Annotated in this window: 27 protein-coding genes and 1 riboswitch; of the genes, 15 read left to right on the forward strand and 12 right to left on the reverse strand. The window is 62.5% G+C overall.

Features of this window, described 5'->3' with window-relative positions; translation table 11 throughout:
* Positions 1 to 11: 11 nt before the first annotated feature.
* Positions 12 to 821: a crotonase/enoyl-CoA hydratase family protein gene (locus tag BUS06_RS19705; protein ID WP_074265776.1), complete on the forward strand. Its 810-nt coding sequence runs from the start codon at positions 12 to 14 to the stop codon at positions 819 to 821.
* Positions 822 to 1,007: 186 nt separating this feature from the next.
* Positions 1,008 to 2,174: an MFS transporter gene (locus tag BUS06_RS19710; protein ID WP_074266203.1), complete on the forward strand. Its 1,167-nt coding sequence runs from the start codon at positions 1,008 to 1,010 to the stop codon at positions 2,172 to 2,174.
* A 21-nt stretch (positions 2,175 to 2,195) separates the two neighbouring features.
* On the opposite strand, the gene fahA is transcribed toward BUS06_RS19710, so the two are convergent.
* From fahA to BUS06_RS19725, 3 genes are all read right to left on the reverse strand, one after another.
* Positions 2,196 to 3,512 carry a fumarylacetoacetase gene (gene fahA / locus BUS06_RS19715; protein WP_074265777.1) on the reverse strand — a complete coding sequence of 439 codons (1,317 nt, stop codon included), beginning with the start codon at positions 3,510 to 3,512 and terminating at the stop codon, positions 2,196 to 2,198.
* Positions 3,509 to 4,903 carry a homogentisate 1,2-dioxygenase gene (gene hmgA, locus BUS06_RS19720; RefSeq protein WP_254368880.1) on the reverse strand — a complete coding sequence of 465 codons (1,395 nt, stop codon included), beginning with the start codon at positions 4,901 to 4,903 and terminating at the stop codon, positions 3,509 to 3,511. The genes fahA and hmgA overlap by 4 nt, the downstream gene beginning before the upstream one ends.
* 112 nt (positions 4,904 to 5,015) lie before the next feature.
* Complete coding sequence (locus tag BUS06_RS19725; protein WP_074265778.1) at positions 5,016 to 6,371, reverse strand: MFS transporter; 1,356 nt, start codon at positions 6,369 to 6,371, stop codon at positions 5,016 to 5,018.
* Between the two features lie 279 nt (positions 6,372 to 6,650).
* Between BUS06_RS19725 and BUS06_RS19730 the strand changes: the two genes are divergently transcribed.
* Complete coding sequence (locus BUS06_RS19730; RefSeq protein ID WP_074265779.1) at positions 6,651 to 7,484, forward strand: EAL domain-containing protein; 834 nt, start codon at positions 6,651 to 6,653, stop codon at positions 7,482 to 7,484.
* A gap of 118 nt (positions 7,485 to 7,602) precedes the next feature.
* On the opposite strand, the gene BUS06_RS19735 is transcribed toward BUS06_RS19730, so the two are convergent.
* Positions 7,603 to 8,388 (reverse strand): IclR family transcriptional regulator, encoded by a 786-nt coding sequence (locus tag BUS06_RS19735; protein ID WP_174567536.1) that lies wholly within the window; start codon positions 8,386 to 8,388, stop codon positions 7,603 to 7,605.
* A 103-nt stretch (positions 8,389 to 8,491) separates the two neighbouring features.
* Here BUS06_RS19735 and BUS06_RS19740 point away from each other — a divergent pair, with 103 nt between their 5' ends.
* On the forward strand, positions 8,492 to 9,682 hold the full coding sequence (locus tag BUS06_RS19740) for an acyl-CoA dehydrogenase (RefSeq protein WP_074265780.1): 1,191 nt from the start codon (positions 8,492 to 8,494) through the stop codon (positions 9,680 to 9,682).
* Positions 9,683 to 9,784: 102 nt separating this feature from the next.
* Here the strand turns inward: BUS06_RS19740 and BUS06_RS19745 are convergent, their stop codons facing one another.
* Entirely contained in the window at positions 9,785 to 10,423 is a 639-nt protein-coding gene (locus tag BUS06_RS19745) for a peroxiredoxin (RefSeq protein ID WP_074265781.1), read from the reverse strand.
* 347 nt (positions 10,424 to 10,770) lie between these two features.
* Between BUS06_RS19745 and BUS06_RS19750 the strand changes: the two genes are divergently transcribed.
* The 3 genes from BUS06_RS19750 (at position 10,771) to BUS06_RS19760 (ending at position 12,115) form a co-directional block, all read left to right on the forward strand.
* Positions 10,771 to 11,073: an ElaB/YgaM/YqjD family protein gene (locus BUS06_RS19750; protein ID WP_008919742.1), complete on the forward strand. Its 303-nt coding sequence runs from the start codon at positions 10,771 to 10,773 to the stop codon at positions 11,071 to 11,073.
* Positions 11,074 to 11,194: 121 nt separating this feature from the next.
* Positions 11,195 to 11,581, forward strand: a complete 387-nt coding sequence (locus BUS06_RS19755; RefSeq protein ID WP_074266206.1) for a phage holin family protein — start codon at positions 11,195 to 11,197, stop codon at positions 11,579 to 11,581.
* 72 nt (positions 11,582 to 11,653) lie between these two features.
* Entirely contained in the window at positions 11,654 to 12,115 is a 462-nt protein-coding gene (locus BUS06_RS19760) for a DUF3318 domain-containing protein (protein ID WP_074265782.1), read from the forward strand.
* 72 nt (positions 12,116 to 12,187) lie between these two features.
* Here the strand turns inward: BUS06_RS19760 and BUS06_RS19765 are convergent, their stop codons facing one another.
* The 7 genes from BUS06_RS19765 to glyA form a co-directional block, all read right to left on the reverse strand.
* The gene (locus BUS06_RS19765) at positions 12,188 to 12,670 is read right to left on the reverse strand and encodes a type IV pilin protein (RefSeq protein WP_083611482.1); all 483 of its coding nucleotides are present in this window, start codon (positions 12,668 to 12,670) and stop codon (positions 12,188 to 12,190) included.
* Positions 12,671 to 12,682: 12 nt separating this feature from the next.
* The gene (locus BUS06_RS19770; protein WP_429440186.1) at positions 12,683 to 13,288 is read right to left on the reverse strand and encodes a pilus assembly PilX family protein; all 606 of its coding nucleotides are present in this window, start codon (positions 13,286 to 13,288) and stop codon (positions 12,683 to 12,685) included.
* Positions 13,285 to 14,094 carry a type IV pilus assembly protein gene (locus BUS06_RS19775; protein WP_074265783.1) on the reverse strand — a complete coding sequence of 270 codons (810 nt, stop codon included), beginning with the start codon at positions 14,092 to 14,094 and terminating at the stop codon, positions 13,285 to 13,287. Before BUS06_RS19775 ends, BUS06_RS19770 begins: the two co-directional genes overlap by 4 nt.
* Complete coding sequence (locus BUS06_RS19780; RefSeq protein ID WP_254368881.1) at positions 14,091 to 14,516, reverse strand: type IV pilus modification PilV family protein; 426 nt, start codon at positions 14,514 to 14,516, stop codon at positions 14,091 to 14,093. Before BUS06_RS19780 ends, BUS06_RS19775 begins: the two co-directional genes overlap by 4 nt.
* Positions 14,513 to 15,079, reverse strand: coding sequence for a GspH/FimT family pseudopilin (locus tag BUS06_RS19785; protein WP_074265785.1), 567 nt, complete (start codon positions 15,077 to 15,079; stop codon positions 14,513 to 14,515). The genes BUS06_RS19780 and BUS06_RS19785 overlap by 4 nt, the downstream gene beginning before the upstream one ends.
* Before the next feature lie 148 nt (positions 15,080 to 15,227).
* Positions 15,228 to 15,710, reverse strand: coding sequence for a transcriptional regulator NrdR (nrdR, locus tag BUS06_RS19790; protein ID WP_074265786.1), 483 nt, complete (start codon positions 15,708 to 15,710; stop codon positions 15,228 to 15,230).
* A gap of 3 nt (positions 15,711 to 15,713) precedes the next feature.
* The gene (gene glyA / locus BUS06_RS19795; protein ID WP_074265787.1) at positions 15,714 to 16,961 is read right to left on the reverse strand and encodes a serine hydroxymethyltransferase; all 1,248 of its coding nucleotides are present in this window, start codon (positions 16,959 to 16,961) and stop codon (positions 15,714 to 15,716) included.
* A 175-nt stretch (positions 16,962 to 17,136) separates the two neighbouring features.
* A riboswitch (ZMP/ZTP riboswitch) is annotated at positions 17,137 to 17,236 on the reverse strand.
* 286 nt (positions 17,237 to 17,522) lie between these two features.
* On the opposite strand from glyA, the gene ydfG reads away from it, so the two are divergent.
* The 8 genes from ydfG to ybgF all read left to right on the forward strand — a co-directional run bounded on the left by ydfG (position 17,523) and on the right by ybgF (position 23,808).
* Entirely contained in the window at positions 17,523 to 18,269 is a 747-nt protein-coding gene (gene ydfG, locus BUS06_RS19805; protein ID WP_074265788.1) for a bifunctional NADP-dependent 3-hydroxy acid dehydrogenase/3-hydroxypropionate dehydrogenase YdfG, read from the forward strand.
* A 57-nt stretch (positions 18,270 to 18,326) separates the two neighbouring features.
* The gene (ybgC, locus tag BUS06_RS19810; RefSeq protein ID WP_074265789.1) at positions 18,327 to 18,806 is read left to right on the forward strand and encodes a tol-pal system-associated acyl-CoA thioesterase; all 480 of its coding nucleotides are present in this window, start codon (positions 18,327 to 18,329) and stop codon (positions 18,804 to 18,806) included.
* 154 nt (positions 18,807 to 18,960) lie between these two features.
* Positions 18,961 to 19,638, forward strand: coding sequence for a protein TolQ (gene tolQ, locus BUS06_RS19815; protein WP_074265790.1), 678 nt, complete (start codon positions 18,961 to 18,963; stop codon positions 19,636 to 19,638).
* Between the two features lie 10 nt (positions 19,639 to 19,648).
* Positions 19,649 to 20,101, forward strand: a complete 453-nt coding sequence (gene tolR / locus BUS06_RS19820; protein ID WP_074265791.1) for a protein TolR — start codon at positions 19,649 to 19,651, stop codon at positions 20,099 to 20,101.
* The gene (gene tolA / locus BUS06_RS19825; RefSeq protein ID WP_074265792.1) at positions 20,098 to 21,108 is read left to right on the forward strand and encodes a cell envelope integrity protein TolA; all 1,011 of its coding nucleotides are present in this window, start codon (positions 20,098 to 20,100) and stop codon (positions 21,106 to 21,108) included. Before tolR ends, tolA begins: the two co-directional genes overlap by 4 nt.
* Positions 21,109 to 21,222: 114 nt before the next feature.
* A complete protein-coding gene (gene tolB / locus BUS06_RS19830) occupies positions 21,223 to 22,515 on the forward strand; it encodes a Tol-Pal system beta propeller repeat protein TolB (RefSeq protein ID WP_074265793.1) in 1,293 nt (430 codons plus the stop codon).
* An 18-nt stretch (positions 22,516 to 22,533) separates the two neighbouring features.
* On the forward strand, positions 22,534 to 23,043 hold the full coding sequence (pal, locus tag BUS06_RS19835; protein ID WP_074265794.1) for a peptidoglycan-associated lipoprotein Pal: 510 nt from the start codon (positions 22,534 to 22,536) through the stop codon (positions 23,041 to 23,043).
* A gap of 15 nt (positions 23,044 to 23,058) precedes the next feature.
* Complete coding sequence (ybgF, locus tag BUS06_RS19840) at positions 23,059 to 23,808, forward strand: tol-pal system protein YbgF (RefSeq protein WP_074265795.1); 750 nt, start codon at positions 23,059 to 23,061, stop codon at positions 23,806 to 23,808.
* Positions 23,809 to 23,856: the final 48 nt, after the last annotated feature.

A 23,856-nucleotide genomic window follows, 5' to 3' on the forward strand; every position in this document is an offset into this window, starting at 1 on the left:
TGGAGACGGCGATGACTTCAGAACACTTCGGCGACCACGTGCGGATCGAAGCAAACGATGCGGTTGCCACGATCGTGCTCGAGCGGCCCGCGCGCCGCAACGCGGTGGACCGTCCGACTGCGGACGCGTTGCGAGCGGCGTTCGAGCGTTTCGAAGCCGAGTCGGCGTGGCGGGCGGCGGTCCTGTTCGGCGCGGGCGGCACCTTCTGCGCAGGCGCCGACCTCACCGCGCTCGGCGACGAGACCCGTCGCAACGAACTGCACGCCAACGGCAGCGGTCCCGGGCCGATGGGTCCGACCCGCATGGTATTCACCAAGCCCGTGATCGCTGCGATTGCCGGGTACGCCGTCGCGGGCGGCCTCGAACTCGCGGCCATGTGCGACCTGCGGGTGGTCGAAGAGGATGCGGTGCTAGGCGTCTTCTGCAGACGGGTTGGCATTCCGCTGATCGACGGTGGCACGATCCGGCTGCCGCGGCTGATTGGCTTGTCGCGCGCGCTGGATCTGATCCTGACGGGGCGCGCAGTCGGGTCGCAGGAAGCGCTGGCGTTCGGGCTCGCGAATCGGGTAGTGGCAACCGGCACCGCGCGCACCGCTGCCGAAAAGCTTGCCGCGGAACTGGCGACACTTCCCCAGGCCGCATTGTTGGCGGACCGTTGCTCGGCCCTCGAAAACAGCACCCTCACCGATCTGTCCGAGGCCTTCCGCCGCGAGGGCGAGGGAGGATATCAAGCGGTATTCGCAGAGGGAGTAGCGGGCGCGCTGCGCTTTGCCGAGGGCGCCGGACGACATGGCGACGCACTTGAACCCGGCGGCGGCTAACCTCGCCGGCAGCCCTGCGGGGCAACGCCTTCAACGAAAAACAACAACTTGATCGCGCCCCACCTACGCCGTTTTGGCTTAGGTACAATCCCTTACTTGTTTGCCCTGCCTGCGCTCGCGCTCTCACTTCGAAAACGCGCGCCGGCAATGCGTGGAATGCGCAGCCTTCGTACCGATCTCCACATCATGCCTTTGCCTCTGCTCGCCCTTGCTGTTGCCGCGTTTGGAATCGGTACCACGGAATTCGTCATCATGGGCTTGCTGCCCGACGTGGCACGCGACCTCGCCGTCTCGATCCCCGCAGCCGGCATGCTGGTGTCGGCCTATGCGCTCGGCGTGACGATCGGCGCCCCGATCGTCGCCATCGCGGTCGCCAATATGCCGCGCAAAAAAGCCCTGATGAGCCTGATCGGCGTGTTCATCGTCGGCAACCTGCTATGTGCCATGGCGCCCAACTACGGTGTCCTGATGGTCGCGCGCATCGTGACGGCGTTTTGCCATGGCGCCTTCTTCGGGATCGGCTCGGTGGTCGCAGCCGGCCTGGTGGCGCCGAACCGGCGGGCCCAGGCGATTGCCCTGATGTTCACCGGTCTTACGCTCGCCAACGTGCTCGGCGTGCCGCTTGGCACCGCGCTAGGTCAGGCCGTCGGCTGGCGGGCCACGTTCTGGGCTGTAACCGTCATCGGCATGCTGGCCGCCGCAGCGTTGGCCGTGTGCCTGCCCGCAAAGATCGAGATGCAGAAGGCGAGCCTTCTGCGCGAGTTCAGCGTGTTGAAAAACCCTCAAGTGGTGATGGTGCTTGGCATCAGCGTGCTGGCCTCGACAAGCCTCTTTTCCACCTTCACCTACATCACGCCGATCCTCGAAGACGTCACCGGTTTGACGCCGCATGCCGTCACGCTGGTGCTGCTGTTGTTTGGCCTCGGGCTGACGGTGGGCAGCACGCTCGGCGGCAAGCTCGCCGACTGGCGCCTGATGCCTTCGCTGGTGGCGTTCCTGCTCGCCATCGTAGTGATCCTGACGATCTTCGCCGGCACGATGCACTCGGCCGTGCCCGCGATGGCCACGATCTTCATGTGGGGTGTGCTCGCCTTTGCAATCGTGCCGCCGCTGCAGATGCTGATTGTCGATCGTGCGAGTCATGCGCCAAACCTCGCTTCCACGCTGAATCAGGGTGCCTTCAATCTGGGCAATGCCACCGGCGCATGGCTCGGCGGCATGGCGATTGGCGCGGGCGCGCCATTGACCACGCTGCCGTGGGTCGGCGTCGCCGCTGCGCTCGGCGCGCTTGGGTTGACGCTGTGGTCGGCTTCGCTGGAGCGGCGTACTCCGCCTGCTGCGGTGGCCGGATAACCCGCAGCGCGTTTCCTGCTTCTACTGGTGCGTGTGCGCCGGCAGAATTTCCCCGACGCACTTGCCGAAACCCACCCGGTAACCATCGCCCTGGCACCATCCTGCGAGCGTCAGTTCGTCGCCGTCCTCGATGAACGCACGTCTGCCGCCTTCCTTCAGCTCTAGTGGATTCTTGCCGTTCCACGTCAGCTCCAGCAGGCTGCCATACGCGTCTTCGGCTGGTCCGCTGATCGTACCCGAGCCCATCAGGTCGCCCACCCGCGCGTTGCAGCCTGATACAGTGTGGTGCGCCAGCTGCTGCGCCATCGTCCAGTACATGTGACGGAAATTGGTACGGGAGATGGTGGTCGCCTGTTGCGCCTGCTGAGGACGTAGCGTGACCTCGAGCGCAATATCGAACGCGTGCGCACCGTCATGCCGCAGATACTCCAGCGGTTGAGGTTCCTGCATCGGTTGTGAAACGCGGAACGGCTCGAGCGCGTCGAGCGTGACGATCCATGGCGAAATGGTCGTGGCGAAAGTCTTGGCGTTGAACGGTCCGAGGGGCACGTATTCCCATTGCTGGATGTCGCGTGCGCTCCAGTCGTTGAGCAGCACCATGCCGAAGATGTGGTCCTCCGCGTCGGCACACGCAATCGGCTCGCCAAGCGCATTGCCGCGACCGACGATAAAGCCGGTTTCCAGTTCGATATCCAGCTTGCGGCACGCACCAAATACCGGGCGCTCCTGGTCGGGCAGTTTGAGCTGACCGTTCGGACGCCGTACCGGCGTGCCGCTCACCACCACCGATGAAGCGCGCCCGTTGTAGCCGATCGGCATTTCCGACCAGTTCGGCAGCAACGCATTCTTAGAATCACGGAACATCGAACCGACGTTGGTCGCGTGCTCCTTCGACGAGTAGAAATCGGTGTAGCCAGGAATCTGTACCGGCAGATGCAGCGTGGCGTCGGCCTGCGGCACCAGCGCTCGTTCGCGCAAGCCAGCGTCGTCGCGCAGCGTAGCGGTCTCGCGGGCGAGCAGGCTGCTCAACTGGATCCGCACGCTGCGCCACGCGTCGCGGCCGAGGGCAATGAAATCGTTGAGCGTGTCGCGAGAGAAAACGTCCTGACTTGCTGCCGCACCCGGCAGACGCAGCAAACCGGCCGCTTGCAGCACCGCCAGGTCGACAATCGTGTCGCCAATCGCCACACCCGCGCGCGGCGCGCCCTCGTGCGCGTCGCTGAAAATCCCAAACGGCAGATTCTGGATCGGGAAGTCGCACGCGGGCTCGTTCGCCGCTTCGATCCAGCTTTTGCGCGACGCATCGAGCGTCGCCTGAAGATCGCTCGATACCTTCATCGCTGCTCCGGGTTGAAGTGTTTCTTGAGACCTTGCCAGCACTCGTAGTAATGCGCCTGCAGTTGCGCCGTTTCCAGCGCGAAACGAGTCGGCTTGATCAGCGTGCGGGCTTCGAACATGAAAGCCATCGTGTCGCCAACCCTATGCGGCTTCGAGGTGTCGCTATGCGAAGCTTTCTCGAAGGTATCCGCATCCGGACCATGACCCGACATGCAGTTGTGCAGACTCGCGCCGCCCGGCACAAAGCCCTCGGCCTTTGCGTCATAGACGCCGTGCACCAGCCCCATGAATTCGCTCGCCACATTGCGATGGAACCAGGGTGGGCGGAAGGTATCTTCCGCAGCGAGCCAGCGGGGCGGGAAAATCACGAAGTCGATCGTGTCGACGCCGGGCGTATCGCTCGGTGAATGCAGCACGAGGAAGATCGACGGATCGGGATGATCGAAGCTGATCGAGCCGATCGTGTTGAAGCGGCGCAGATCGTATTTGTACGGCGCGTAGTTGCCGTGCCACGCGACCACGTCGAGCGGCGAGTGGCCGATGTCCGCACGCCACAGGTTGCCGTTGAGCTTCGCCACGAGTTCGAAGGCGCCTTCGCGATCTTCATATGCCGCTTGCGGTGTGAGAAAGTCGCGCGGGTTGGCGAGACCGTTCGAACCGATCGGCCCCAGATCCGGCAGACGCAACAAGGAGCCGAAGTTCTCGCAGATATAGCCGCGCGCTGTGCCGTCCGGCAGCGAAACAGCAAAGCGCACACCACGCGGGATTACAGCGATCTCGAATGGTTCGACGTCGATCAGCCCCAGCTCCGTTGCGATGTGCAGACGCCCTTCCTGCGGCACGATCAGCAGCTCGCCGTCGGCGCTATAGAAGAAGCGGTCCTGCATCGAACGGTTGGCCGCATACAGATGAATCGCGCAGCCGCTCATCGCTTCGGCCGAGCCGTTGCCGGCCATCGTCACCCAGCCGTCGGTGAAATCGGTCGGCTCGGCAGGCATTGGCAGCGGATCCCAGCGCAACTGGTTGGGCGGGGTCGGCGGCACGTCGTGGAAGTTCGCGACCAGACGGTGCGAAGGCAGCGCGGTAAAGGGCTGATGCACCGCCGCCGGACGGATCCGGTACAGCCACGAGCGACGGTTGTGGCTACGAGGCGCGGTAAAGGCCGTGCCCGACAGTTGCTCGGCGTACAAACCGTAGGGCGCCCGCTGCGGCGAATTGCGGCCTTGCGGTAACGCTCCCGGCAGCGCTTCGGTGGCGAACTCGTTGGCAAAGCCCGATTGATAGCCCGGCACGATGTCAGGGCGCGCGCTGTGGTCGACCCGCTGGCCGGCGTGCCCGCTCGCGTGACCGCCGAGAGTCACGTTCGAAGGCTTGTATGTGGGGTTGTTCATGCAGGTTCTCCGTTAAAACTCCGGCCTGTGGCAAGCCGCAAGCCGCTTTTAGACCGCTTCCAGATCGCACTTGCCTTTATCAGGCCACGTTGATGCCCTCTTCGGCTTGTCTTTAGAACGCTTGCGCCGCTGCGCCATCGCGTTGCCGCGTCGCACCGGCCAAGGCAATTACCAGTAACGCCGAGCACAGCACCGGCACGGCGGCCGCATGAAACAGCGCAGCGTTGGACCAGTTAAGCGCAATCAGTTGACCGCCGACGAGCGGCCCGATCACCGAGCCGATTCGTCCGATGCCCAGACTCCAGCCGATGCCCGTCGAGCGTAACGAGGTCGGGTAGAAATGCCCGGCGAGCGCATTGACGGCAGGCTGGCCGCCGACCACGCAGAAGCCGCCGGCGAACACCACGACCAGCAGCCACGGCAGCGCATGAGCGACCATGCCGATCATGCCGACCGTCAAAGTGGCAGCGACAAAACAGACGAACAGCACGCGTACAAAGCCAAAGCGTTCGATAAACCAGCCGAGCAGTAGCGTCCCCACCACGCCCCCGGTCTGCAGCACGGTCCCGACGATCACCGCTGTGGCAGGCGTATAGCCGGCCTCGTGCATGACGGTAGGCAACCAGTTCGACAGGAAGTACAGATCGATCAGGTTCATGAAGCTGATGGCCCACAGGATCAGCGTCACCGGCGTGCGGCCGGCGCGAAACAGTTCCGCAACGGGCGCGCCGCTCGCGGCCTTTTCGCGCACGACGAGGCGCGTGTCAGCGCCGATGGGCAGACTCGGATCGAACCGGCTGAGCCAGCGCAGGGCGCGTTCGTGACGGCCCTTGAGCACCAGAAATTGCAGCGATTCCGGCAACGCCGCCAGCATCGCGAAGGCAAGCAGCAACGGCACCGTGCCGCCTACCCAGAACACCGCACGCCAGCCGTACGTCGGGATCAACGCCGCGCTGATGAAGCCGCCCAGCGCCGCGCCAAGCGTGAAGCCACACGACACCAGCATCATCCGTTTGACGCGGTGCGCGGTGCTCGAGAATTCGCCGACCAGCGCCATCGCGTTCGGCATGATGCAGCCGAGCCCGAGGCCCGTGACGAAGCGCAGCGCAAGCAAGGCGGGGATCGTCGTCACGAGTGGTGTCGCCAGCATCGCCAATGCGAAGAACAGCGTCGCGCCAATCAGCACTGGCCGCCTTCCAATGCGGTCAGCCAGCACCGACAGCGCTAGCGCCCCTAGCAGCATCCCGAACAGGCTCGCACTGAACACCGGGCCGAGCGCCGCCTTCGACACGTGCCATTCGCCAATCACGCTCGGCGCCACATAGCCCATCGCCTGCGCGTCAAAACCGTCGATCACGAGACACAAGCCGCACAACACGAGCAACATCAACTGAAATGCCGGGTGATGCGTTTCGCCGAGCACGCGCTCCACTTCGATTACGTTGGCAGACCCTGGTTGGGCGTTCATCGAGTCGTCTCCTCGTCCTGACTGCATCGGACTGTTTAGTGGCGCGTACGGCTCCGCAATCTCGGGCGCACATGGCTTCACCATCGCGGCTATCCCGCAATTTACGAATGGTAAAACGAATTACGAATAGTGAAATTAACGTTAACCCTGAATTTCCATACGAACCCCATATGGTTATCAGCAATTAGTTCATGACGCCGTTGTGCGGACTGCTACCATCAATAGATGCGGCCCAGGGCCGCGCTTCGACGCGCCAACGATGCGCCACCACAACCACTCATGATTCCGCAGACTGTCCCCCAACTCGTCGCACGTGCCGCCGAACATCCGTTTCTCGGCGAGTATCTGACGCTGGGCGAGGGCATCCATCACGACACCGCGGTCGCTCATTTCGACGGGCTCGAACTCGCAAGCGCCTATGAGCCGATCTTCGATATCAGCGTGCACGCGCTGGCCCAGTCGCTATCTTCCGCGCCGGAGAGCGTGGACCGGTTCGGCGACGAACTCGGATTCCAGGCCGTCACGCGGAGGCTCGACGGCGAGCCCTTCGACCCGCTCGCCCCTTTCGACCGGATCGAAGATGACCCGCAACTGGTCACACTGGATCGCATGTCGCGCGCGCTGCACGCGATCAATTTCTTCGGCGCGCAACGCCACGGGCTGCTGTTTCTGCGCGTCCACGAACGTCTGCTGAAGAGCGTGAAGTACGACCACGGCCGGCACTTCTCGACGGTGCTGGTTTCGTTTGGGCTCAATCCATCGCGGATTGTCATTGAGTTGCCGGCGGCAGCGGTCGCGCACCGCACCTTCCTCGGCTATCTGACGAAGAGTTATCAGCGGTATGGGTTCAAGGTGGCGGGCAATCTGCCGAATGCCGGTCAGATTCTCTCTGTGTCCGACATGGCGCGGCTCGACTTCATCAAGATGGATGCGGGCCTCGCGTTGCGCGATGCGATGGTGAAGCCGCTAGTGGGTTATGCGAACCGGCTGCGGATACCGTTGATCTTCAACCGGGTGGCAACCGAAGCACAGTTCGATCTGCTGCAGCAGTATGACGTGCGCTTCGTGCAGGGGCCGCTGTTTGCGGTGCACAGTCATGATGGGGCGGTTTGAGGTTCGGCGGAACGTGTCCTCCTGCTGCGAGGCCTTGGCACGAGGCGAAGGAAGCGCCTTTCGCGATGCCATGACATGCATGACATGACACTTCATGCGGCGATGCCACGATGCCTCATCAGCCCGTATCTCCCAGCCGGCGCGCCAGCGCCTTCAGACGCGGCCCGACCGTCTCGCGAAACACCTCTTCCCCCATCGACGAAGCCGGCCCGCTGCAACTCAGCACCATCCAGCGACCCTCGCGCGGCTCGCGAAACGGCACCGCAACCGCATTGACATCGTCGTGCCAGTCGCGAAACGAGTAGCAGCAGCGTTCACGGGAGAACGCTTCAATCTCCTTCTCCGCATCCGCCACCAGCGCGGCGCCCTCCTCGCCGGCCGCATTCTTCAACTCCGCCAGCAAAGCCGTGCGCATATCGAGCGGTTGGACCGCGAGATACGCGCGCCCCATCGAACTGGTCAGCATTGACAGCTTCGACCCGGACGCGAGGCCAAGCGTGAGCGCTGTCTCGCTGCGGATCGTTTCCAGATAGATCATGTCGAGGCCGTCGCGACATCCCAGCGACACCGCCGCCCCCACCTCGCGAGCGAATGTGCGCATGTGCGGCCGGGCAAGTTCGAGCGTGTCGGTACCCGAAAGCAGCGCGAAGCCAAGTGACAGCACCCCGGCGTCGAGCGCATATTTGCCTAACGTCTCGTCGAGACGCAGATAGCCCAGCACCGTCAGCGTGTAAGCCAGACGATTGACGGTGGCCTTCGGCAAGCCCGTGCGTTCGACGAAATCTCGGTTGCCGAGCATGGTCTCGCCGGGCCGGAACGCGCGCAGGAGGTCAAGGCCGCGAGCGAGTGCGACGACAAATTTGCGCTCGTCCAGGGGATCGAGGGGAGTAGATGCAGGCATCAGCGGATGATACACTCAAGGCTCATTTGCAAAACATTGTTTCGCATAGCGGAACTCAAGTCAAGCGTTTCAAGTCACTCAAGATTCGATTCAGGAGATACGCATCATGGCCGACGCCGCGCAGTTTCACTGGGAAGACCCGCTGTTGCTCGATCAGCAGCTCACCGAAGAAGAACGCATGGTGCGCGAAGCCGCCGCAGCCTATGCGCAAGACCGGCTGCAGCCGCGCGTGCTGGAAGCGTTCCGGCATGAGAAGACCGACATCGAAATCTTCCGTGAAATGGGCGAACTCGGGCTGCTCGGACCGACCATTCCCGAGGAATACGGTGGCCCGGGCCTCAACTACGTCAGCTACGGGCTGATCGCGCGTGAAGTGGAGCGCGTCGATTCCGGCTACCGCTCGATGATGTCGGTGCAGTCGTCGCTGGTGATGGTGCCCATCTACGAATTCGGCTCGGATGCGCAGAAGGCCAAATACCTGCCGAAGCTCGCCACCGGCGAGTGGATCGGCTGTTTTGGCTTGACCGAACCGAATCACGGCTCCGATCCGGGCAGCATGGTCACGCGGGCGAAGAAGGTCGACGGCGGCTTCTCACTCTCTGGCGCAAAGATGTGGATCACCAACTCGCCGATCGCGGACGTGTTCGTCGTGTGGGCCAAACTCGAAGAGAACGGCAAGGACGCGATTCGCGGCTTCATTCTGGAGAAAGGTTGGAAAGGCCTGTCCGCGCCGACGATTCACAGCAAGGTGGGCTTGCGCGCCTCGATCACCGGCGAGATCGTCATGGACGAAGTGTTTGTGCCGGAAGAAAACATGCTGCCGAAGGTGAGCGGCCTCAAGGGTCCGTTTACTTGCCTGAACTCGGCGCGCTACGGCATTGCCTGGGGTGCGCTCGGTGCTGCCGAAGCCTGCTGGCATACCGCGCGCCAATATGTGCTGGACCGCAAGCAGTTCGGCCGGCCGCTCGCCGCTAACCAGTTGATCCAGAAGAAGCTCGCCGACATGCAGACCGAAATTACACTCGGGCTGCAAGGCGTGCTGCGCCTCGGTCGTATGAAGGACGAAGGGACCGCGGCGGTCGAAATCACCTCCATCATGAAGCGCAACTCATGCGGCAAATCGCTTGAGATCGCGCGGCTCGCCCGCGACATGCTGGGCGGCAACGGTATCTCCGATGAATTCGGTATCGCACGGCATCTGGTGAACCTCGAAGTTGTAAATACCTACGAAGGTACGCATGACATCCATGCGTTGATTCTCGGTCGCGCGCAGACGGGGATACAGGCGTTCTTCTGACCGTCTTGCGGCGGAGAGGCGAGTTCAGCCCAGTTGATCTCCAAACGTAAAAGGCCAACCGCAAGCGGTTGGCCTTTTACATTGCCGTAGAACTTACGCGACTTACTTGTTCGGCTGCGGCGTCAAACGCAGATACGGACGTAGTGCCTTGTAGCCCTTCGGGAATTTCTGTTTAATCACTTCCTCGTCCTTCAGCGACGGCACGATCACGACGTCATCGCCCTGCTTCCAGTTACCCGGCGTCGCCACCTGATGGCTGTCGGTAAGCTGCAACGAGTCGATCACGCGCAGCACTTCGTCAAAGTTACGGCCGGTGCTGGCCGGGTACGTAATGATCAGACGCACCTTCTTCTTCGGATCGATCACGAAAAGCGAACGGACCGTGAGCGTCTCGTTTGCGTTCGGATGGATCATGTCGTACAGCTCGGAGACCTTGCGGTCGCCATCGGCAAGAATCGGAAAGCCGACGCTTGCGGCCTGCGTCTCGTTAATGTCCTTGATCCATTCCTTGTGCGATTCCGCGTTGTCGACGGAGAGCGCGATGGTCTTTACATTGCGTTTTTCAAATTCGCTGGCAAGCTTTGCCGTCAACCCAAGCTCGGTGGTGCAAACAGGCGTGAAGTCTGCCGGGTGGGAAAACAGCACGCCCCAGCTATCGCCCAGCCATTCGTGGAACTTGATACGGCCCAGGCTCGATTCCTGTTCGAAGTCCGGTGCGATGTCGCCAAGACGTAGACTCATGATGCATGCTCCTTAGTTTGTTTGGACGGTCCGTTCAGGCTTACGCCTGCGGTACTCCGCAAATTTAGAGCATACGGGAGCGCGCGTACACCACGAACGAACATCGCGTCACAACTTTATGAGTTTTTGTAATTTCCGCTGGAATAGAGGAAACTTTGCGGGACAGATCAACTCCATCATGATCTGAGGCCAGCCACGCGCGCGCACGAAGCAAAAAAATCGTGCTCGGCGGCCCGCGGATCAACCGGGAATGGTTCGTGCGTTAGTCGGCATATGCCTGCTGCGCTCGCCACCTGACGTTTCTTTGGTTACGATTCACGCATGACATACCAAGATGGGAGCTGTAAATGTCGGAAGTCAACAAGGAGAGATTGATGTCGGATATCAAAACCGTCCTCGCGGACGCTGAAGACCTGCTGAAACAGGCCGCGAGCGCCACCGGCGAACGCGCTTCCGAACTGCGTGAAACGGCGCTGACGCGCCTGAAACAGGCCAAGGAAAAGGCCGCTGACGTGCAGGTCGTGGTGGTCGAAAAAGGCAAGAAGGCTGCCCGTGCAACGGATGACTACGTGCATGAGCATCCTTGGGCTTCGATCGGCATCGCCGCGGGCGTTGGTGTTCTGGTCGGCCTGCTGATCAACCGCAAGTAAAAACAGTCGGTATTGCCGGGCGATTTTGCCGGCATGCCGCTGACTCAGGTTGACCGGCGCAGCCATGGCCGGTCCGCTTCTTCTGGCGCATCTCACGCATCTCAGGCAACGCGCTCAAGCCATGACGATCGACAATCAATCGCAGCGCGTGGAGCACAGTCCATTGCGCCGCATCCTCAGTTCCGTGTTTGCGATTTTGCAGACGCGGCTCGAACTGATCGGCATCGAACTCGCCGAGGAAAAAGACCGCCTTCTGGGCGTGCTGTTTCTCGGACTCGCTGCCATGATGCTCGCCACCATGGCATTGATCGCGCTCACGGCGCTGATTGCGATCGCCTTTTGGGACACTTACCGGTGGCAGGCGCTGGCCGGCATTACCGCCGTCTATGCAATCGCGGCGGTCGCCTGTGCACTAAAGGCGCGCAGCGGTTTGCACAATGCACCGTTGGTGTTCGAAGCCACGCTCGCCGAGTTCGAAAAGGACCGCGAGATATTTCGCAAACCGTGACATCCTGATCCAGGCCCGGCGACGGCGCGCCAGCGCCGTTGGCCCTCCCGACTACCCCTGCTGCCAGACATCATGAGCCCCAGCCACCCCGATACCGCCTTTCGCAGCAAACGCCCGGCCGCCCGCGATCTGAGCGCGCCGCATCTGCGCGCGTTGCGCAAGGAACTGCTGCTGGTACGCGCGGACGTCGAGCGCATGGAGCTCGCGCAGGCCACGGTCGACTTGCGTCAGGCGGTGACGCACTTCAGTTGGCTCAAGTTCATCGTGCCGGGCTTTGCCGGCATGCGCTGGGGTAAAGCCCGGAGCGCCAGCGCGGGGATTGGCTCGCTGCTGAAGGAATATCCGCTGATCAGCTCGATTGCTTCGATGCTGCTTGCCAAGCCGTTGCGGGCAACGGTCGTGGCGAGCGCGAAGCCGGTGCTCAAGTGGGGCAGCCTTGGGCTGGCGGCATGGGAAGCGTATCGCATCTGGCAACAGATGAAGAACGAGTCGCGCCGGACGACGGGCGATGTCGTGGGCGAGCGTGTGGATTGAGTCTGGCGTCTGGCGGGCGCGGGCGGCTCGTGACTGGCTGGATCCGGATGGCGGCCCTTCAGGACGATGGACTTATCTCGTATTCCAGCAGACGTCTGAGTCTGCCGTTGCCACCCCCTCTGCGGTGCGATTGGCCCGTGAGCCGGTTGCATCGAGTATGAAACTCCCGCACGGGTCGTCGCTCATCGGCCCTGTCTCTGTGGGGTTAGCCTCCACCGCGTAGCCACCGTTTGTTTCGTCTGCTGGAAGCGTGCGCAAGCGGTAGACCGCTGTCCCGAAAGGCGGCGCCTGATCCAGACCGACCGGCAGCGGACTCACCTCGCCGGGGGCGCCGGCTTCGATAAACTGCGCGGCCCGATAAAGCGCCGATGCTGCGTCGACCCGATGCGAACGGGCGACATGTCCGCGATACGACGGCACAGCGTAGACCACCAGTATTGCGGCGATTGCGAGCGCAATGATCAGTTCGAGCAGCGTGAAAGCCTTGGCGGCATCGAAGGCCCTGAAGGCCGAACGATGCGCTTTCGAGTTCGCATGTGAATAGTGCTCATTCATACCGTTACTTCTCTAAAACGGGCGTGCAGCGACCCGCCGCCAGTGCCGCTCGATCTTCTCGCCGTCCACGACCAGTTCCAGTTGCAGCCACGTCTGCGTCTCCTGGGTGCGGCCGAATCCCCGTGCGGTTAGCAGATACGCCTTTGCCTCGGGACGCGTTGTCAGTTGCCAGGCTTCCACCAGGCATTGCGGGGGAGAGACTGAGCCGGGCCACTGTGCAATTGGTGTAAAAGCTCCGGCGGAGAAGGTCGGCTCGAGCTTCCATCCGGCTGGCTCGGCGGCGATTGCGATTCCACCGACGACGGGTGCCGTGCCCGACAGAACCGCCCGGGCGCATAAGGTAAGCGCCGAATCGGCGGCGTGGAAGGCTTGCAAGGTCTCCCGAAGGTTGTTCGTGGAGCGCGACGCCGCCAATGAGGCTTCGAACGAGGCGGCCGACGTCACCAGCATCATCGATGAGATCAACAGGACGATTGGCAAGGCTGCGCCGCGCACGCGTTGGGTGGACGCGCCGTGATCGGGCATATGCGAGGCACGGCGTAGGCCGGGAAAGCGCAGCGACGCTTGCGCCAGCGGCCGCTCCACCGACGCCGGGTCGTTTGACTGGCAGGTCGTCATAACGCGTCGCCTTCGTTGTTCCGAAGCGCCACACGCCGCCAGAAGGCCTGCCGCGCGCGCATGTCCGTTCCGATGACGCTCGCACCGTCGCAATCGACGTAACGCACGCGCCGGCCCTGCGGTGCACCGCGCACCAGCACGCAGAGGTCTACGGCAACGACGTTCGCCCATTGGGCTGTTGCGACTGCGGACGCATCCAGCGCGCTTTGTGCGCCCGCGAGCCAATACCGGATCCGTAGACGCTCGACGCCCTCCACCAGCGGCTGCGCCGAACCGGATTTGCCGTTGCCGTCGCAATACAGCTCAAATTCGCTCGTCGAGCCGCTTTGCTTCGCATAGAACCGATTGACGATCAACATGCGGCCCGCACCGAATGCTGCGTCGCCGATGCTCACCGCCTGGCCGAGACAATCGGTCGACTGCCCGGTCGACGACGGCCACGTCGAAACGTTATCGCCGACATACCGAATCGCAATGCCGTCCGACCGACTGGCCAGCGCTTCGCACGTGGGGTTGTCGTCGGCGCCCGTGGGCCTCGCAGACGAACATCCGAACAGAGTCGGTCGGAGTTGCGGCAAAGGTGCGTCAACGGGAATGAACCCGGTCATCTGGAGCTGCTGACCGATCACCGTAAGCGCTGCCAGACCCGCTTCGCGCATCTGTAGCGCGTCGCCGGCTTCGCCAAACGCTGCCCGTTGCGAGCGATACAGCGAAACGGCGCCAGCGGTCACGACGAGCCCCAGCGCCAGGGCAATCGTCACTTCGACGAGCGTATGGCCGCGCGGAAAAATGGCACGTAGTTTCATTTGACAAACGCCACGACAGAACACGACAGTCCAGCGGCAACCGGCAGATCGCCGCACGAATCGGGCTTGTCTATCACCTGCACCGATGCGGGCGTCTTGGCCACAGCCGACCATATGACGCGCGCGAACGAGACTCCCCCGCCGTGCTCGCTGATCGACGCGTCGCCCTTCGGCAGCAGACTCGCGGTGCGATCGCTCCACTGTCGCAAGGCGGTGTCGCCATCTGCCGGTGCGCGTGCCGCTTCCGCCAAGGCGTCCGACAGAAGTGCGGCGTGTTCCCGCAGTGCTGCAGCACGTGTGTCTCGCGCAATCCATAACTGCGTCGCAATCAGGCCGAGGGCCGTGACTGCTGTCAGCGCAACCGCAAGCATGACCTCGATCAGCGATGCGCCGCGCGACCATCTGGCTTGTGCAGCGTTCATGACGTTGCTCCGCATGCGCCGTCGACGATGCGCGGCCGTCCACCCGCCGCGATACGGATGCAGCGCCGCCACGACTGCCCTTGTGTCGCCCGCGAAGCGGCGTGCGGTGCGATGTCGAAGTTACGGAAGCTGCCGATCAACTGACCGGAGGGCGGCGTGAACGTGAGATTCGTCTCGATCCCGGCAATACTCACCGCAGCCAGTTCGGCCTGCGCACGTAACACCGATGGCGTTCCAGCGCGCTCGACCATCACTGCCCATCCGCATGACCAGTCCGCCAATCCGGTGCGGCAAGCTTGCCCGGAGGCAAGACAGTGCCGCGCCGCGTCGACCCGGCACACAGTCACACGCACACCGCGCCTGACGGCTTCGCTGCGCGCGTATGACAACGTCGAAAGGAGGGCTCGCGCACGCGCATCGACCTGGTCGCGCGTATGCCACGCGACGAACGATGGTGTCGTCATAACCGCAATGACCGCCAGCACGGCAACCACGACCAATGTTTCGATCAACGTAAAACCGCGGGCCACGCGCGGTAAATCTGCATCCTGCTTCATCTGCATTCCTCAACTTCAAAAGAATGCGATCAATTTACGCAAGCAGGAGTGCGTCGACAATCTGCCGAACGGCCAGGTAGCGGACGAGCGGCGTCACCCGCAACAATGTCGGTGACGACTACAGGGAGAATAAAAGATGCTATTGCGCGAACAATCAGCGCTTGCGGGTAGGCTTGGGCGGCGTCGCCGCGCGGCGAAACTCTTCGATGACGTCTTCGAATTCAGACACGTCCTCGAAACGCCGGTAGACAGAAGCAAAGCGCACGTAGGCAATCGTGTCGAGCGCACGCAACTCGTTCATCACGAGTTCGCCAAGACGCTCGCTGCGCACTTCGCGCTCGCCACTACCCAGCAGTTGGTATTCAATACGGGCGACAGCCGCGTCGACCGCGTCCGCCGCAACCGGGCGCTTGCGCAGCGCCAGTTGCATGCTCGCGACGATCTTGCGGCGATCGAATTCGGTGCGGCTGCCATCCTTCTTGACGACCGACGGCAACGCCAGCTCGACCCGCTCATACGTCGTAAAACGTTTGTCGCAGGCCGGGCAGCGGCGGCGCCGGCGAATCGCGGCGCCGTCCTCGGATACGCGCGAGTCCACGACCTGCGTATCGTCATGCCGGCAGAAGGGGCAGCGCATCGCTTACTTGTAGACCGGGAAGCGCTTGGTCAACTCGGCGACCTGCGTGCGAACGCGTTCGATCGTCGCCGCGTCTTCCGGGTTGTCCAGCAGATCGGCGATCAGGTTACCCACCTGCTCCGCTTCCTTCACGCCAAAACCGCGCGTGGTCATGGCAGGCGAACCGAGGCGAATACCGCTCGTCACGAACGGCTTTTCCGGATCGTTCGGAATTGCGTTCTTGTTGACGGTGATATGCGCCGCGCCGAGCGCCGCTTCCGCTGCCTTGCCCGTGATGTGCTTCGCACGCAGGTCGACCAGCATGACGTGGCTTTCCGTACGGCCCGAGACGATGCGCAGACCGCGCTTCACGAGCGTTTCGGCCAGCACGCGGGCGTTGTCCACAACCTTCTGCTGGTATTCCTTGAATTCCGGCGACAGCGCTTCCTTGAACGCAACGGCCTTGCCGGCAATCACGTGCATCAGCGGACCACCCTGGATGCCCGGGAAGATTGCCGAGTTGATCGCCTTTTCAAACTCGGCCTTCATCAGGATCACGCCGCCGCGCGGGCCGCGCAGGCTCTTGTGAGTCGTGGTGGTGACGAAGTCCGAATGCGGCACCGGGTTCGGGTAGACACCCGCGGCGATCAGACCGGCGTAGTGCGCCATGTCGACCATCAGGTACGCACCAACCGATTTGGCGATCTTCGACAGACGCTCGAAGTCGATGCGCAGCGCGAAGGCCGAGGCGCCGGCCACGATCAGCTTCGGCTTGTGTTCCTGAGCGAGCTTCTCAGCCGCGTCGTAGTCGATGTCTTCCGCTTCGTTCAAACCGTAGCTGACGACGTTGAACCACTTGCCCGACATGTTGACCGGCGAGCCGTGCGTGAGGTGGCCACCGTGCGCGAGGCTCATGCCCATGATCGTGTCGCCCGGCTTGAGCATGGCGAAGAACACGCCCTGGTTCGCCTGCGATCCGGAATTCGGCTGCACGTTCGCAGCTTCAGCGCCGAACAGTTCCTTGACGCGGTCGATAGCGAGCTGCTCGACGATGTCCACGTATTCGCAGCCGCCGTAGTAGCGCTTACCCGGATAACCTTCCGCGTACTTGTTGGTGAGCTGCGAGCCTTGCGCAGCCATGACAGCCGGGCTCGTGTAGTTTTCCGACGCGATCAGTTCGATGTGGTCTTCCTGACGGCGGTTTTCCTGCTCGATCGCTTTCCAGAGTTCAGGATCGACGTTGGCGATGGTGCTTTGGGCTCTGTCAAACATACGGATTCCGTTGAGTGTTTTCAGGTTGACCGGATCGTGCGCCGAATTTCGTGCAGAAAGCGTAGTGGGTACGCGGCGCTGCTGGCGGCTGTGCCAGCCCTGACGTGGCGGATGAAGATAAGCCGCACACGCGAGGCAGGACAGCCACCGGCGGCGCAATTGACTGCGCGCGGATCACGGCTGCCCAGGCGAACGGCAAAACGGCACCCTGCGCTTCACGGTGGGACGCTCCACCTTGAACCTGTTTGGTTCTATCGCCAGTCACGCAGGGATGAGCGCGTTAGTTTATTGGAACCGCCTGGAATAGGCAACCGGCCCGCCGCGTGGCCCGCAGGGGCAAGCGCCCTGCAAACATCAGACGAAATCCCGCAACGAGCAGGAGCCGTCCCGGCACCCGTAACGCCCGCCGAGGCGGACGGCCCGGCCGCGAATGACCCACCGGTCTCTCATGCCGCCTCCGCGCGCCCGGAGACGCTCCACTGGCGGCAAGGGCGTTCTTGCCGCAGCGCCGCATTGCAAGTAGGCTTGGCGACTTTCCCCTCTCCCCATCAGGAAAACGCAATGATCGTCTTCGTCACCGGGGCGTCCGCAGGATTCGGCGCTGCCATCGCCCGTACTTTCGTCAAGGGCGGCCATCGCGTCGTCGCCACCGCGCGCCGTAAAGACCGTCTGCAGGCGCTTGCCGACGAACTGGGCGACGCGCTTTTGCCGCTCGAACTCGACGTGCGCGACCGTGCCGCCGTCGCCGCCGTGCCCGCCGCGCTACCGGAGAGCTTTGCGGCGATCGACGTGCTGGTGAACAACGCGGGCCTCGCGCTTGGCCTTGAACCTGCGCAACGCGCGAACCTCGACGACTGGCAAACCATGATCGACACGAACTGCTCCGGGCTCGTGCACGTCACGCATGCATTGCTACCCGGGATGGTCGAGCGCAAATGCGGCCATGTGTTTAACCTAGGTTCGGCGGCGGCAAACTGGCCGTATGCGGGTGGTAACGTCTACGGCGCCACCAAGGCTTTCGTGCGCCAGTTCAGCCTGAACCTGCGCGCCGATCTGGCCGGCACGCCGTTGCGCGTAACCGATGTCGAGCCTGGCTTGTGCGGGGGTACCGAGTTTTCCAACGTGCGCTTTCGCGGCGACGACGAGAAGGCGGCCAACGTCTACCAGAACGTGCAGCCGCTGACCGCCGAGGACATCGCCGATGCGATCTACTGGACCGCGACGCGCCCGGCACACGTCAACGTCAACACGATCGAACTGATGCCCGTCGCGCAGTCGTTTGCGGGGTTATCGGTGCATCGCGGCTAAGGCCGCCTTATCCGGACTGACCCACGAAATAACGTGGGGTTTTGCGTTCCGGGTAAAATGCGCCGCATGAATATGTCCCCCAGCGAGCCCGATGCGGGAATCGGCTTCATCTGGCCGATTCGCGTGTACTACGAAGATACCGATGCTGGCGGCATCGTGTTCTACGCGAATTATTTGAAGTTTTTCGAGCGGGCACGTACCGAATGGCTACGAGCATGCGGCGTCGAGCAGGACCGCCTGGTGCAGGAAACGGGCGCCCTGTTCATCGTACGCAGCACCGCGCTCGACTATCTCGCGCCCGCCCGGCTTGACGATCTCGTCAAAATTGTTAGCCGCCCCGAACGAATTGGCCGCGCGTCGGTCGATTTCTTCCAGGAGGCCTGGCGCGAGGGCACGCTGCTTGCTACGGGGACCATTCGGGTCGGCTGCGTCGACCGGGTAACGCTGCGCCCTGCCGCGATTCCTGCATCTGTCCTCGCCGCATTGCGTCGAGGGGCCGATGTAAGTATGTGCAACGTGTCAACGGACAACGGTTGAACATCGTTGTTACGGGGCCAGTGAACTCGTATCGATCAAGCAACACAAAGCATGGTTCGGCCCGCGGTCTGCCGAAGCTTCCGGTTTCCTCACGGCAAGCTTCGACTGACCTTGCAGCCGGACGCCCCCTTCCGGGACGTTACAGCGAACCTATATGAACACTACACAAGATCTATCGATCATTTCTCTCGTTCTTAATGCGAGTCTGCTGGCCCAGGCAGTGATGGCACTGTTGCTGCTGCTGTCGCTGCTGTCGTGGACTTTCATCTTCCGCAAGTGGTTTGCGATCCGCCGCGCACGCGCGCAGACTGAGCGTTTCGAACGCGATTTCTGGTCCGGCGGCGACCTGCAGGCGCTCTATCAAAGCGCTGCGAACAACCGCCATACGATCGGTGCGCTCGAACGCATCTTCGAGTCCGGCATGCGCGAATTCCTGAAGGGCAAGGAAAAGCGACTTAACGACCCGGGCCTGATCCTCGACGGCGCCCGCCGCGCGATGCGCGCCGCGTTCCAGCGCGAGATGGATGTGCTCGAAGCCAATCTGGCGTTCCTCGCCTCGGTGGGTTCGGTCAGTCCGTACATCGGTCTCTTCGGCACGGTTTGGGGGATCATGAATGCGTTCCGCGGCCTCGCCAACGTCCAGCAGGCCACGCTCGCCAACGTCGCGCCAGGTATCGCCGAGGCGCTGACCGCAACGGCAATCGGCCTGTTCGCAGCCATTCCGGCGGTGGTGGCCTACAACCGTTACGCGCACGACATCGACCGTCTGGCGATCCGCTTCGAGACCTTCATCGAAGAATTCTCGAACATCCTGCAACGTCAGGCGCACTAAGGAGTCCACGATGGCCGGTTCCTCCAGTCGCTCCTCCAGTATGCGCGGCAGCCGTTCGCGCCGCGCGATGGCCGATATCAACGTCGTACCGTATATCGACGTGATGCTCGTGCTGCTCGTGATCTTCATGGTGACCGCGCCGCTCGTCGCACCGTCGATCGTCAATCTGCCTACCGTCGGCGGGGCCGCTCCGCAACAGCAGACACCGCCGGTTGTCGTGAATATCCGCGCAGATGGCAACATGAACGTCAAATATAAAGACGACAATGGCGCCATGCAGCAGGAAAGCATGACGCGGGCGGATCTCGATAGCTTCGTCACCGACCGCGAGCAGTCGCACCCGGACCAGCCGGTTGTGATCGCCGCTGACAAGACGGTGAAGTACGAAGCGGTGATGAACGTGATGTCCGACCTGAAGGCTCGCGGCGTCAAGCGCGTTGGCCTGCTCGTCAAATCGCAATGATCCGCAAGAATTCCACTTACCCGCTCCAGCCGCCGCGTGAACGCGGTACCTGGCGAGCGTTCGCGCTCGCGCTGGTGATGCATGCGCTGCTTGCGTTCTTTCTGTACCACGGCATTCAATGGCAGAACAGCACGCCCGCGGGCGCCGAAGCCGAACTGTGGACGGAGGTGCCCGACGTCACGACGCCGCGGCCGCCACCGCCGCCTCCGGTGCCGGTAGCCCCTGCTCCGCCGCTGCCTGATGAACAGGCGGATATTGCGTTGCAGGAAAAGAAACGTCAGCAGCAGGAAGCCGCACGCCAGGCCCAGCTTGCCGAACAGCAGCGACAGCAGCAGCTGCAAGCCCAGCAGGAGGCCGATGCGAAGCGCCAGCAACAACTCGCCGACCAGGCTGCGCAGCTGGCCGCCCAGAAAGCTCAGGCCGCCAAGCTGAAGCAGCAACAGCAGCAGGCTGACAAGCTCAAGCAGCAGCAATTAGCTGATCAGCAAAAGCAGGATCAGTTGAAGCAGCAGCAACTGCAGGAGCAGCAACAACAGGCCCAGGCCGACGCGCAAAAGAAGGCTGATGAGCAGAAGGCGGCGAAGGCGGCTAAAGCGGCGGCCGACGCAGCGCAAGCGAAGAAGCTCGATCAGGAGCGTCGTGCGCGGCTTGCACAGATGCAAGGTATGGCCGGGGGCGAAGGCTCGACGGGCAACGGTCTTGCGAAGAGCGGCACCGGTAGTGGCTCTGGCGGCACGTCGACTTCGCCGGGGTATGCGGACAAGGTCAGACGGCGCGTGCGGCCCAACATCGTTTGGTCGGGTGATACGCAAGGTCTGGAAACCGAAATTTCCGTACGTTGCTCGCCTACGGGCACGCTACTGGACGTGACGGTCACCCGTCCCAGCAGCAATCCCCAGTGGGATGCAGCCGCTGAGCGAGCCGTCAGGGCGTCCGATCCGATGCCGGTCGATGTTGATGGTAAAACGCCGTCGAGCTTCAAGATTACCTTACGCCCGGCTGGTTGATAGCAGGCCCAACGCCCCGTCCAGCGGGGCGTCTCCGGGAACGAATTGAGAGTTTCCCGGTCTGTCTGCTGTCATACCGTGATAGAAATCGTATTTTTTGGGAATCCATACAGCATGACTTTGATGACCAAGCTAGGCCTGCGGACATTGGTGGCGTCGTGCCTGATTGCAGCGGGCGGCGCCGCACACGCCCAACTTAACGTCCTCGTTACGGGCGTCGGAGCTACCCAGTTCCCCATCGCGACGGCGAATTTCGCCAATGAAGCGAACTCGCCGCAACAGGTCAGCACGATCGTGCGCCAGGATCTGCAACGCAGCGGCAAATTCACCAACGTCGACGCCGGCAGCGCGCCCGTTTCGGAAACCGATTCGGTCGATCTGGGTAGCTGGAAGGCCAAGGGCGCCAACGCGTTCGTGGCTGGCAGCGTGAACCACCTGCCGAACGGCCAGTACGAAGTGCGCTTCAAACTGTACGACACGGTCAAGGGCGAAAGCCTTGGCGGCCTCGTGCTGGTGAGCCCTGAAAGCGGCCTGCGGATGAGCGCGCACAAGGTCGCGGACTACATCTATGCGAAGCTGCTGGGTGATCGCGGCGTGTTCGCCACCCGTCTGTCATACGTCATCAAGACCGGCAACCGCTACCAGTTGCAGATTTCCGATTCGGATGGCCAGGATGCGCACATCGCGCTGTCGAGCCCCGAGCCGATCATCTCGCCCGCCTGGTCGCCTGACGGCACGAAGGTCGCCTACGTGTCCTTCGAAAAGAAAAAGCCGATCGTCTACATCCACGATCTGCCCACGGGCCGTCGTGTGATCGTTTCGGACCAGAAGGGAAATAACAGTGCGCCGGCCTGGTCGCCGGATGGACGCACGTTGGCTGTGGCGCTTTCGCGCACCGGCAACACGCAGATTTTCGCCGTCAATGCGGACGGCAGCGGTCTGCGCCGGCTGACTCAAGGCAGCTCGATCGACACCGAACCGAACTACTCTCCTGACGGACAGTGGATTTATTTCACCAGCGACCGTGGTGGTCAACCGCAGATCTACAAGATGCCGGCCCAGGGCGAAAGCGCCGGAGCGGCCCAGCGGGTCACGTTCACGGGCAGCTACAATACGAGCCCGCGCGTGAGCCCGGACGGCAAGCAGCTCGCCTATATCTCGCGTGTGGGCGGCGCTTTCAAGCTGTATGTTCAGGACTTGCAGTCCGGTTCCGCAACCGGCCTGACCGACACAACACATGACGAATCGCCGAGCTTCGCGGCGAATGGTCAGTACATTCTTTACGCCACACAGGTGAACGGCCGTGGCGTGTTGGCCGCAGTATCGACCGACGGTCGCACTCGGCAGGTCCTGTCCGTTCAGGGCGGCGTCGTTCGCGAGCCGTCCTGGGGCCCGTTTATGCAATAACACACAAGGAGAGTAACAATGATGTCTAAACTTCGTATCGTATTTGCCGCATTGCTGGTCGGTGCACTCGCTGCATGTCATTCGGGCGTCAAGCTCGACGAGAACGCCAATAAGGGCGGCGCTGTATCAACTCAACCGAACCCGAATGCAGTCGCACAGGTGAACGTCGACGAGCTGAACGATCCGAACAGCCCGCTCGCCAAGCGCAGCATCTACTTCGACTTCGACAGCTACTCGGTCAAGGACGAATACCAGTCGCTGCTGGCACAACACGCGCGTTATCTGAAGGCACATCCGGAACGTCACGTGCTGATCCAGGGCAACACCGACGAACGCGGCACGAGCGAGTACAACCTGGCACTCGGCCAGAAGCGTGCTGAAGCTGTCCGTCGCGCGCTGTCGCTGCTTGGCGTGCCGGATTCGCAAATGGAAGCCGTGAGTCTGGGCAAGGAAAAGCCGCAGGCAACCGGTCATGACGAAGAATCGTGGGCACAAAACCGCCGCGCTGATCTCGTCTACCAACAGTAATAGGTGATGAGCCGTATGACGCAACGTTTCTCCTGGCTGCGCTTTGCTGCAGCCGCCTGCGTGGCGGGCTCGGCCCTGACGGCCGTGCCGGCTCACGCCGGCATGTTCGACGACGACCAGGCCCGTCAGGCGATTCTCGATCTGCGTACCAAGACCGATAGCCTGTCGAGTCAGTTGTCGGCCGCGCAGCGGACCATCCTCGATCAGTCCAACCGCCTCGATCAGCTCAACCAGCAGGTCGCGACGCTTCGCGGACAGAACGAGGACATGGCAAACCAGCTCGCCACAGTGCAAAAGCAGCAGAAGGACTACTACACCGATCTCGACACGCGGCTCAAGAAATTCGAGCCGCAGCAGCAGACCGTGGATGGTGTAGAAGGCACGGTACAGCCTGGCGAGACGGATGCGTTCAATGCGGCCTCAACGCAGTTCCGCAACGGCGACTTCAAGAGTGCGGCGGCCTCCTTCCGCAGCTTCATCGCCAAGTATCCGCAGAGCCCCTATCAGCCGACCGCGCAGTACTGGCTCGGCAACGCACTGTATGCACTGCGTGACTACAAGGGCTCGACGGCTACGTGGGAAGGCGTCGTGAAGAATTACCCGCAGCATCCGCGTGCGCCGGAAGCGCTGCTCGCGATTGCCAACAATCAGCTCGAACAAGGTCAGAAAGCAGCAGCAAAGAAGACCCTCGAGCAGATCGTGGCGCAATACGGCAGCTCGGACGTCGCGCAGTCGGCGCAAGGCAAGTTGTCGCAAATCAAGTAATTTGCAGCTCGCAGCAAACGCGTAGTGTCGAATTAAACGTCACGCGCG

The organism is Paraburkholderia phenazinium, from assembly GCF_900141745.1.
Classification (GTDB): Bacteria; Pseudomonadota; Gammaproteobacteria; order Burkholderiales; family Burkholderiaceae; genus Paraburkholderia; species Paraburkholderia phenazinium_B.

Excerpts from the sequence above, each read along its gene's own strand:
- BUS06_RS19780 (WP_254368881.1), bottom strand. The coding sequence starts at position 14,516 with ATGAACGCTGCACAAGCCAGATGGTCGCGCGGCGCATCGCTGATCGAG.
- fahA (WP_074265777.1), bottom strand. The coding sequence starts at position 3,512 with ATGAAGGTATCGAGCGATCTTCAGGCGACGCTCGATGCGTCGCGCAAA.
- tolQ (WP_074265790.1), top strand. The coding sequence starts at position 18,961 with ATGAACACTACACAAGATCTATCGATCATTTCTCTCGTTCTTAATGCG.
- BUS06_RS19710 (WP_074266203.1), top strand. The coding sequence starts at position 1,008 with ATGCCTTTGCCTCTGCTCGCCCTTGCTGTTGCCGCGTTTGGAATCGGT.
- BUS06_RS19770 (WP_429440186.1), bottom strand. The coding sequence starts at position 13,288 with ATGACGACCTGCCAGTCAAACGACCCGGCGTCGGTGGAGCGGCCGCTG.
- BUS06_RS19765 (WP_083611482.1), bottom strand. The coding sequence starts at position 12,670 with ATGAATGAGCACTATTCACATGCGAACTCGAAAGCGCATCGTTCGGCC.
- tolB (WP_074265793.1), top strand. The coding sequence starts at position 21,223 with ATGACTTTGATGACCAAGCTAGGCCTGCGGACATTGGTGGCGTCGTGC.
- BUS06_RS19705 (WP_074265776.1), top strand. The coding sequence starts at position 12 with ATGACTTCAGAACACTTCGGCGACCACGTGCGGATCGAAGCAAACGAT.
- tolA (WP_074265792.1), top strand. The coding sequence starts at position 20,098 with ATGATCCGCAAGAATTCCACTTACCCGCTCCAGCCGCCGCGTGAACGC.
- ybgF (WP_074265795.1), top strand. The coding sequence starts at position 23,059 with ATGACGCAACGTTTCTCCTGGCTGCGCTTTGCTGCAGCCGCCTGCGTG.
- BUS06_RS19755 (WP_074266206.1), top strand. The coding sequence starts at position 11,195 with ATGACGATCGACAATCAATCGCAGCGCGTGGAGCACAGTCCATTGCGC.
- pal (WP_074265794.1), top strand. The coding sequence starts at position 22,534 with ATGATGTCTAAACTTCGTATCGTATTTGCCGCATTGCTGGTCGGTGCA.
- BUS06_RS19725 (WP_074265778.1), bottom strand. The coding sequence starts at position 6,371 with ATGAACGCCCAACCAGGGTCTGCCAACGTAATCGAAGTGGAGCGCGTG.
- glyA (WP_074265787.1), bottom strand. The coding sequence starts at position 16,961 with ATGTTTGACAGAGCCCAAAGCACCATCGCCAACGTCGATCCTGAACTC.
- BUS06_RS19740 (WP_074265780.1), top strand. The coding sequence starts at position 8,492 with ATGGCCGACGCCGCGCAGTTTCACTGGGAAGACCCGCTGTTGCTCGAT.
- nrdR (WP_074265786.1), bottom strand. The coding sequence starts at position 15,710 with ATGCGCTGCCCCTTCTGCCGGCATGACGATACGCAGGTCGTGGACTCG.
- BUS06_RS19730 (WP_074265779.1), top strand. The coding sequence starts at position 6,651 with ATGATTCCGCAGACTGTCCCCCAACTCGTCGCACGTGCCGCCGAACAT.
- tolR (WP_074265791.1), top strand. The coding sequence starts at position 19,649 with ATGGCCGGTTCCTCCAGTCGCTCCTCCAGTATGCGCGGCAGCCGTTCG.
- BUS06_RS19750 (WP_008919742.1), top strand. The coding sequence starts at position 10,771 with ATGTCGGAAGTCAACAAGGAGAGATTGATGTCGGATATCAAAACCGTC.
- BUS06_RS19745 (WP_074265781.1), bottom strand. The coding sequence starts at position 10,423 with ATGAGTCTACGTCTTGGCGACATCGCACCGGACTTCGAACAGGAATCG.
- ydfG (WP_074265788.1), top strand. The coding sequence starts at position 17,523 with ATGATCGTCTTCGTCACCGGGGCGTCCGCAGGATTCGGCGCTGCCATC.
- ybgC (WP_074265789.1), top strand. The coding sequence starts at position 18,327 with ATGCGCCGCATGAATATGTCCCCCAGCGAGCCCGATGCGGGAATCGGC.
- BUS06_RS19785 (WP_074265785.1), bottom strand. The coding sequence starts at position 15,079 with ATGCAGATGAAGCAGGATGCAGATTTACCGCGCGTGGCCCGCGGTTTT.
- hmgA (WP_254368880.1), bottom strand. The coding sequence starts at position 4,903 with ATGAACAACCCCACATACAAGCCTTCGAACGTGACTCTCGGCGGTCAC.
- BUS06_RS19775 (WP_074265783.1), bottom strand. The coding sequence starts at position 14,094 with ATGAAACTACGTGCCATTTTTCCGCGCGGCCATACGCTCGTCGAAGTG.
- BUS06_RS19760 (WP_074265782.1), top strand. The coding sequence starts at position 11,654 with ATGAGCCCCAGCCACCCCGATACCGCCTTTCGCAGCAAACGCCCGGCC.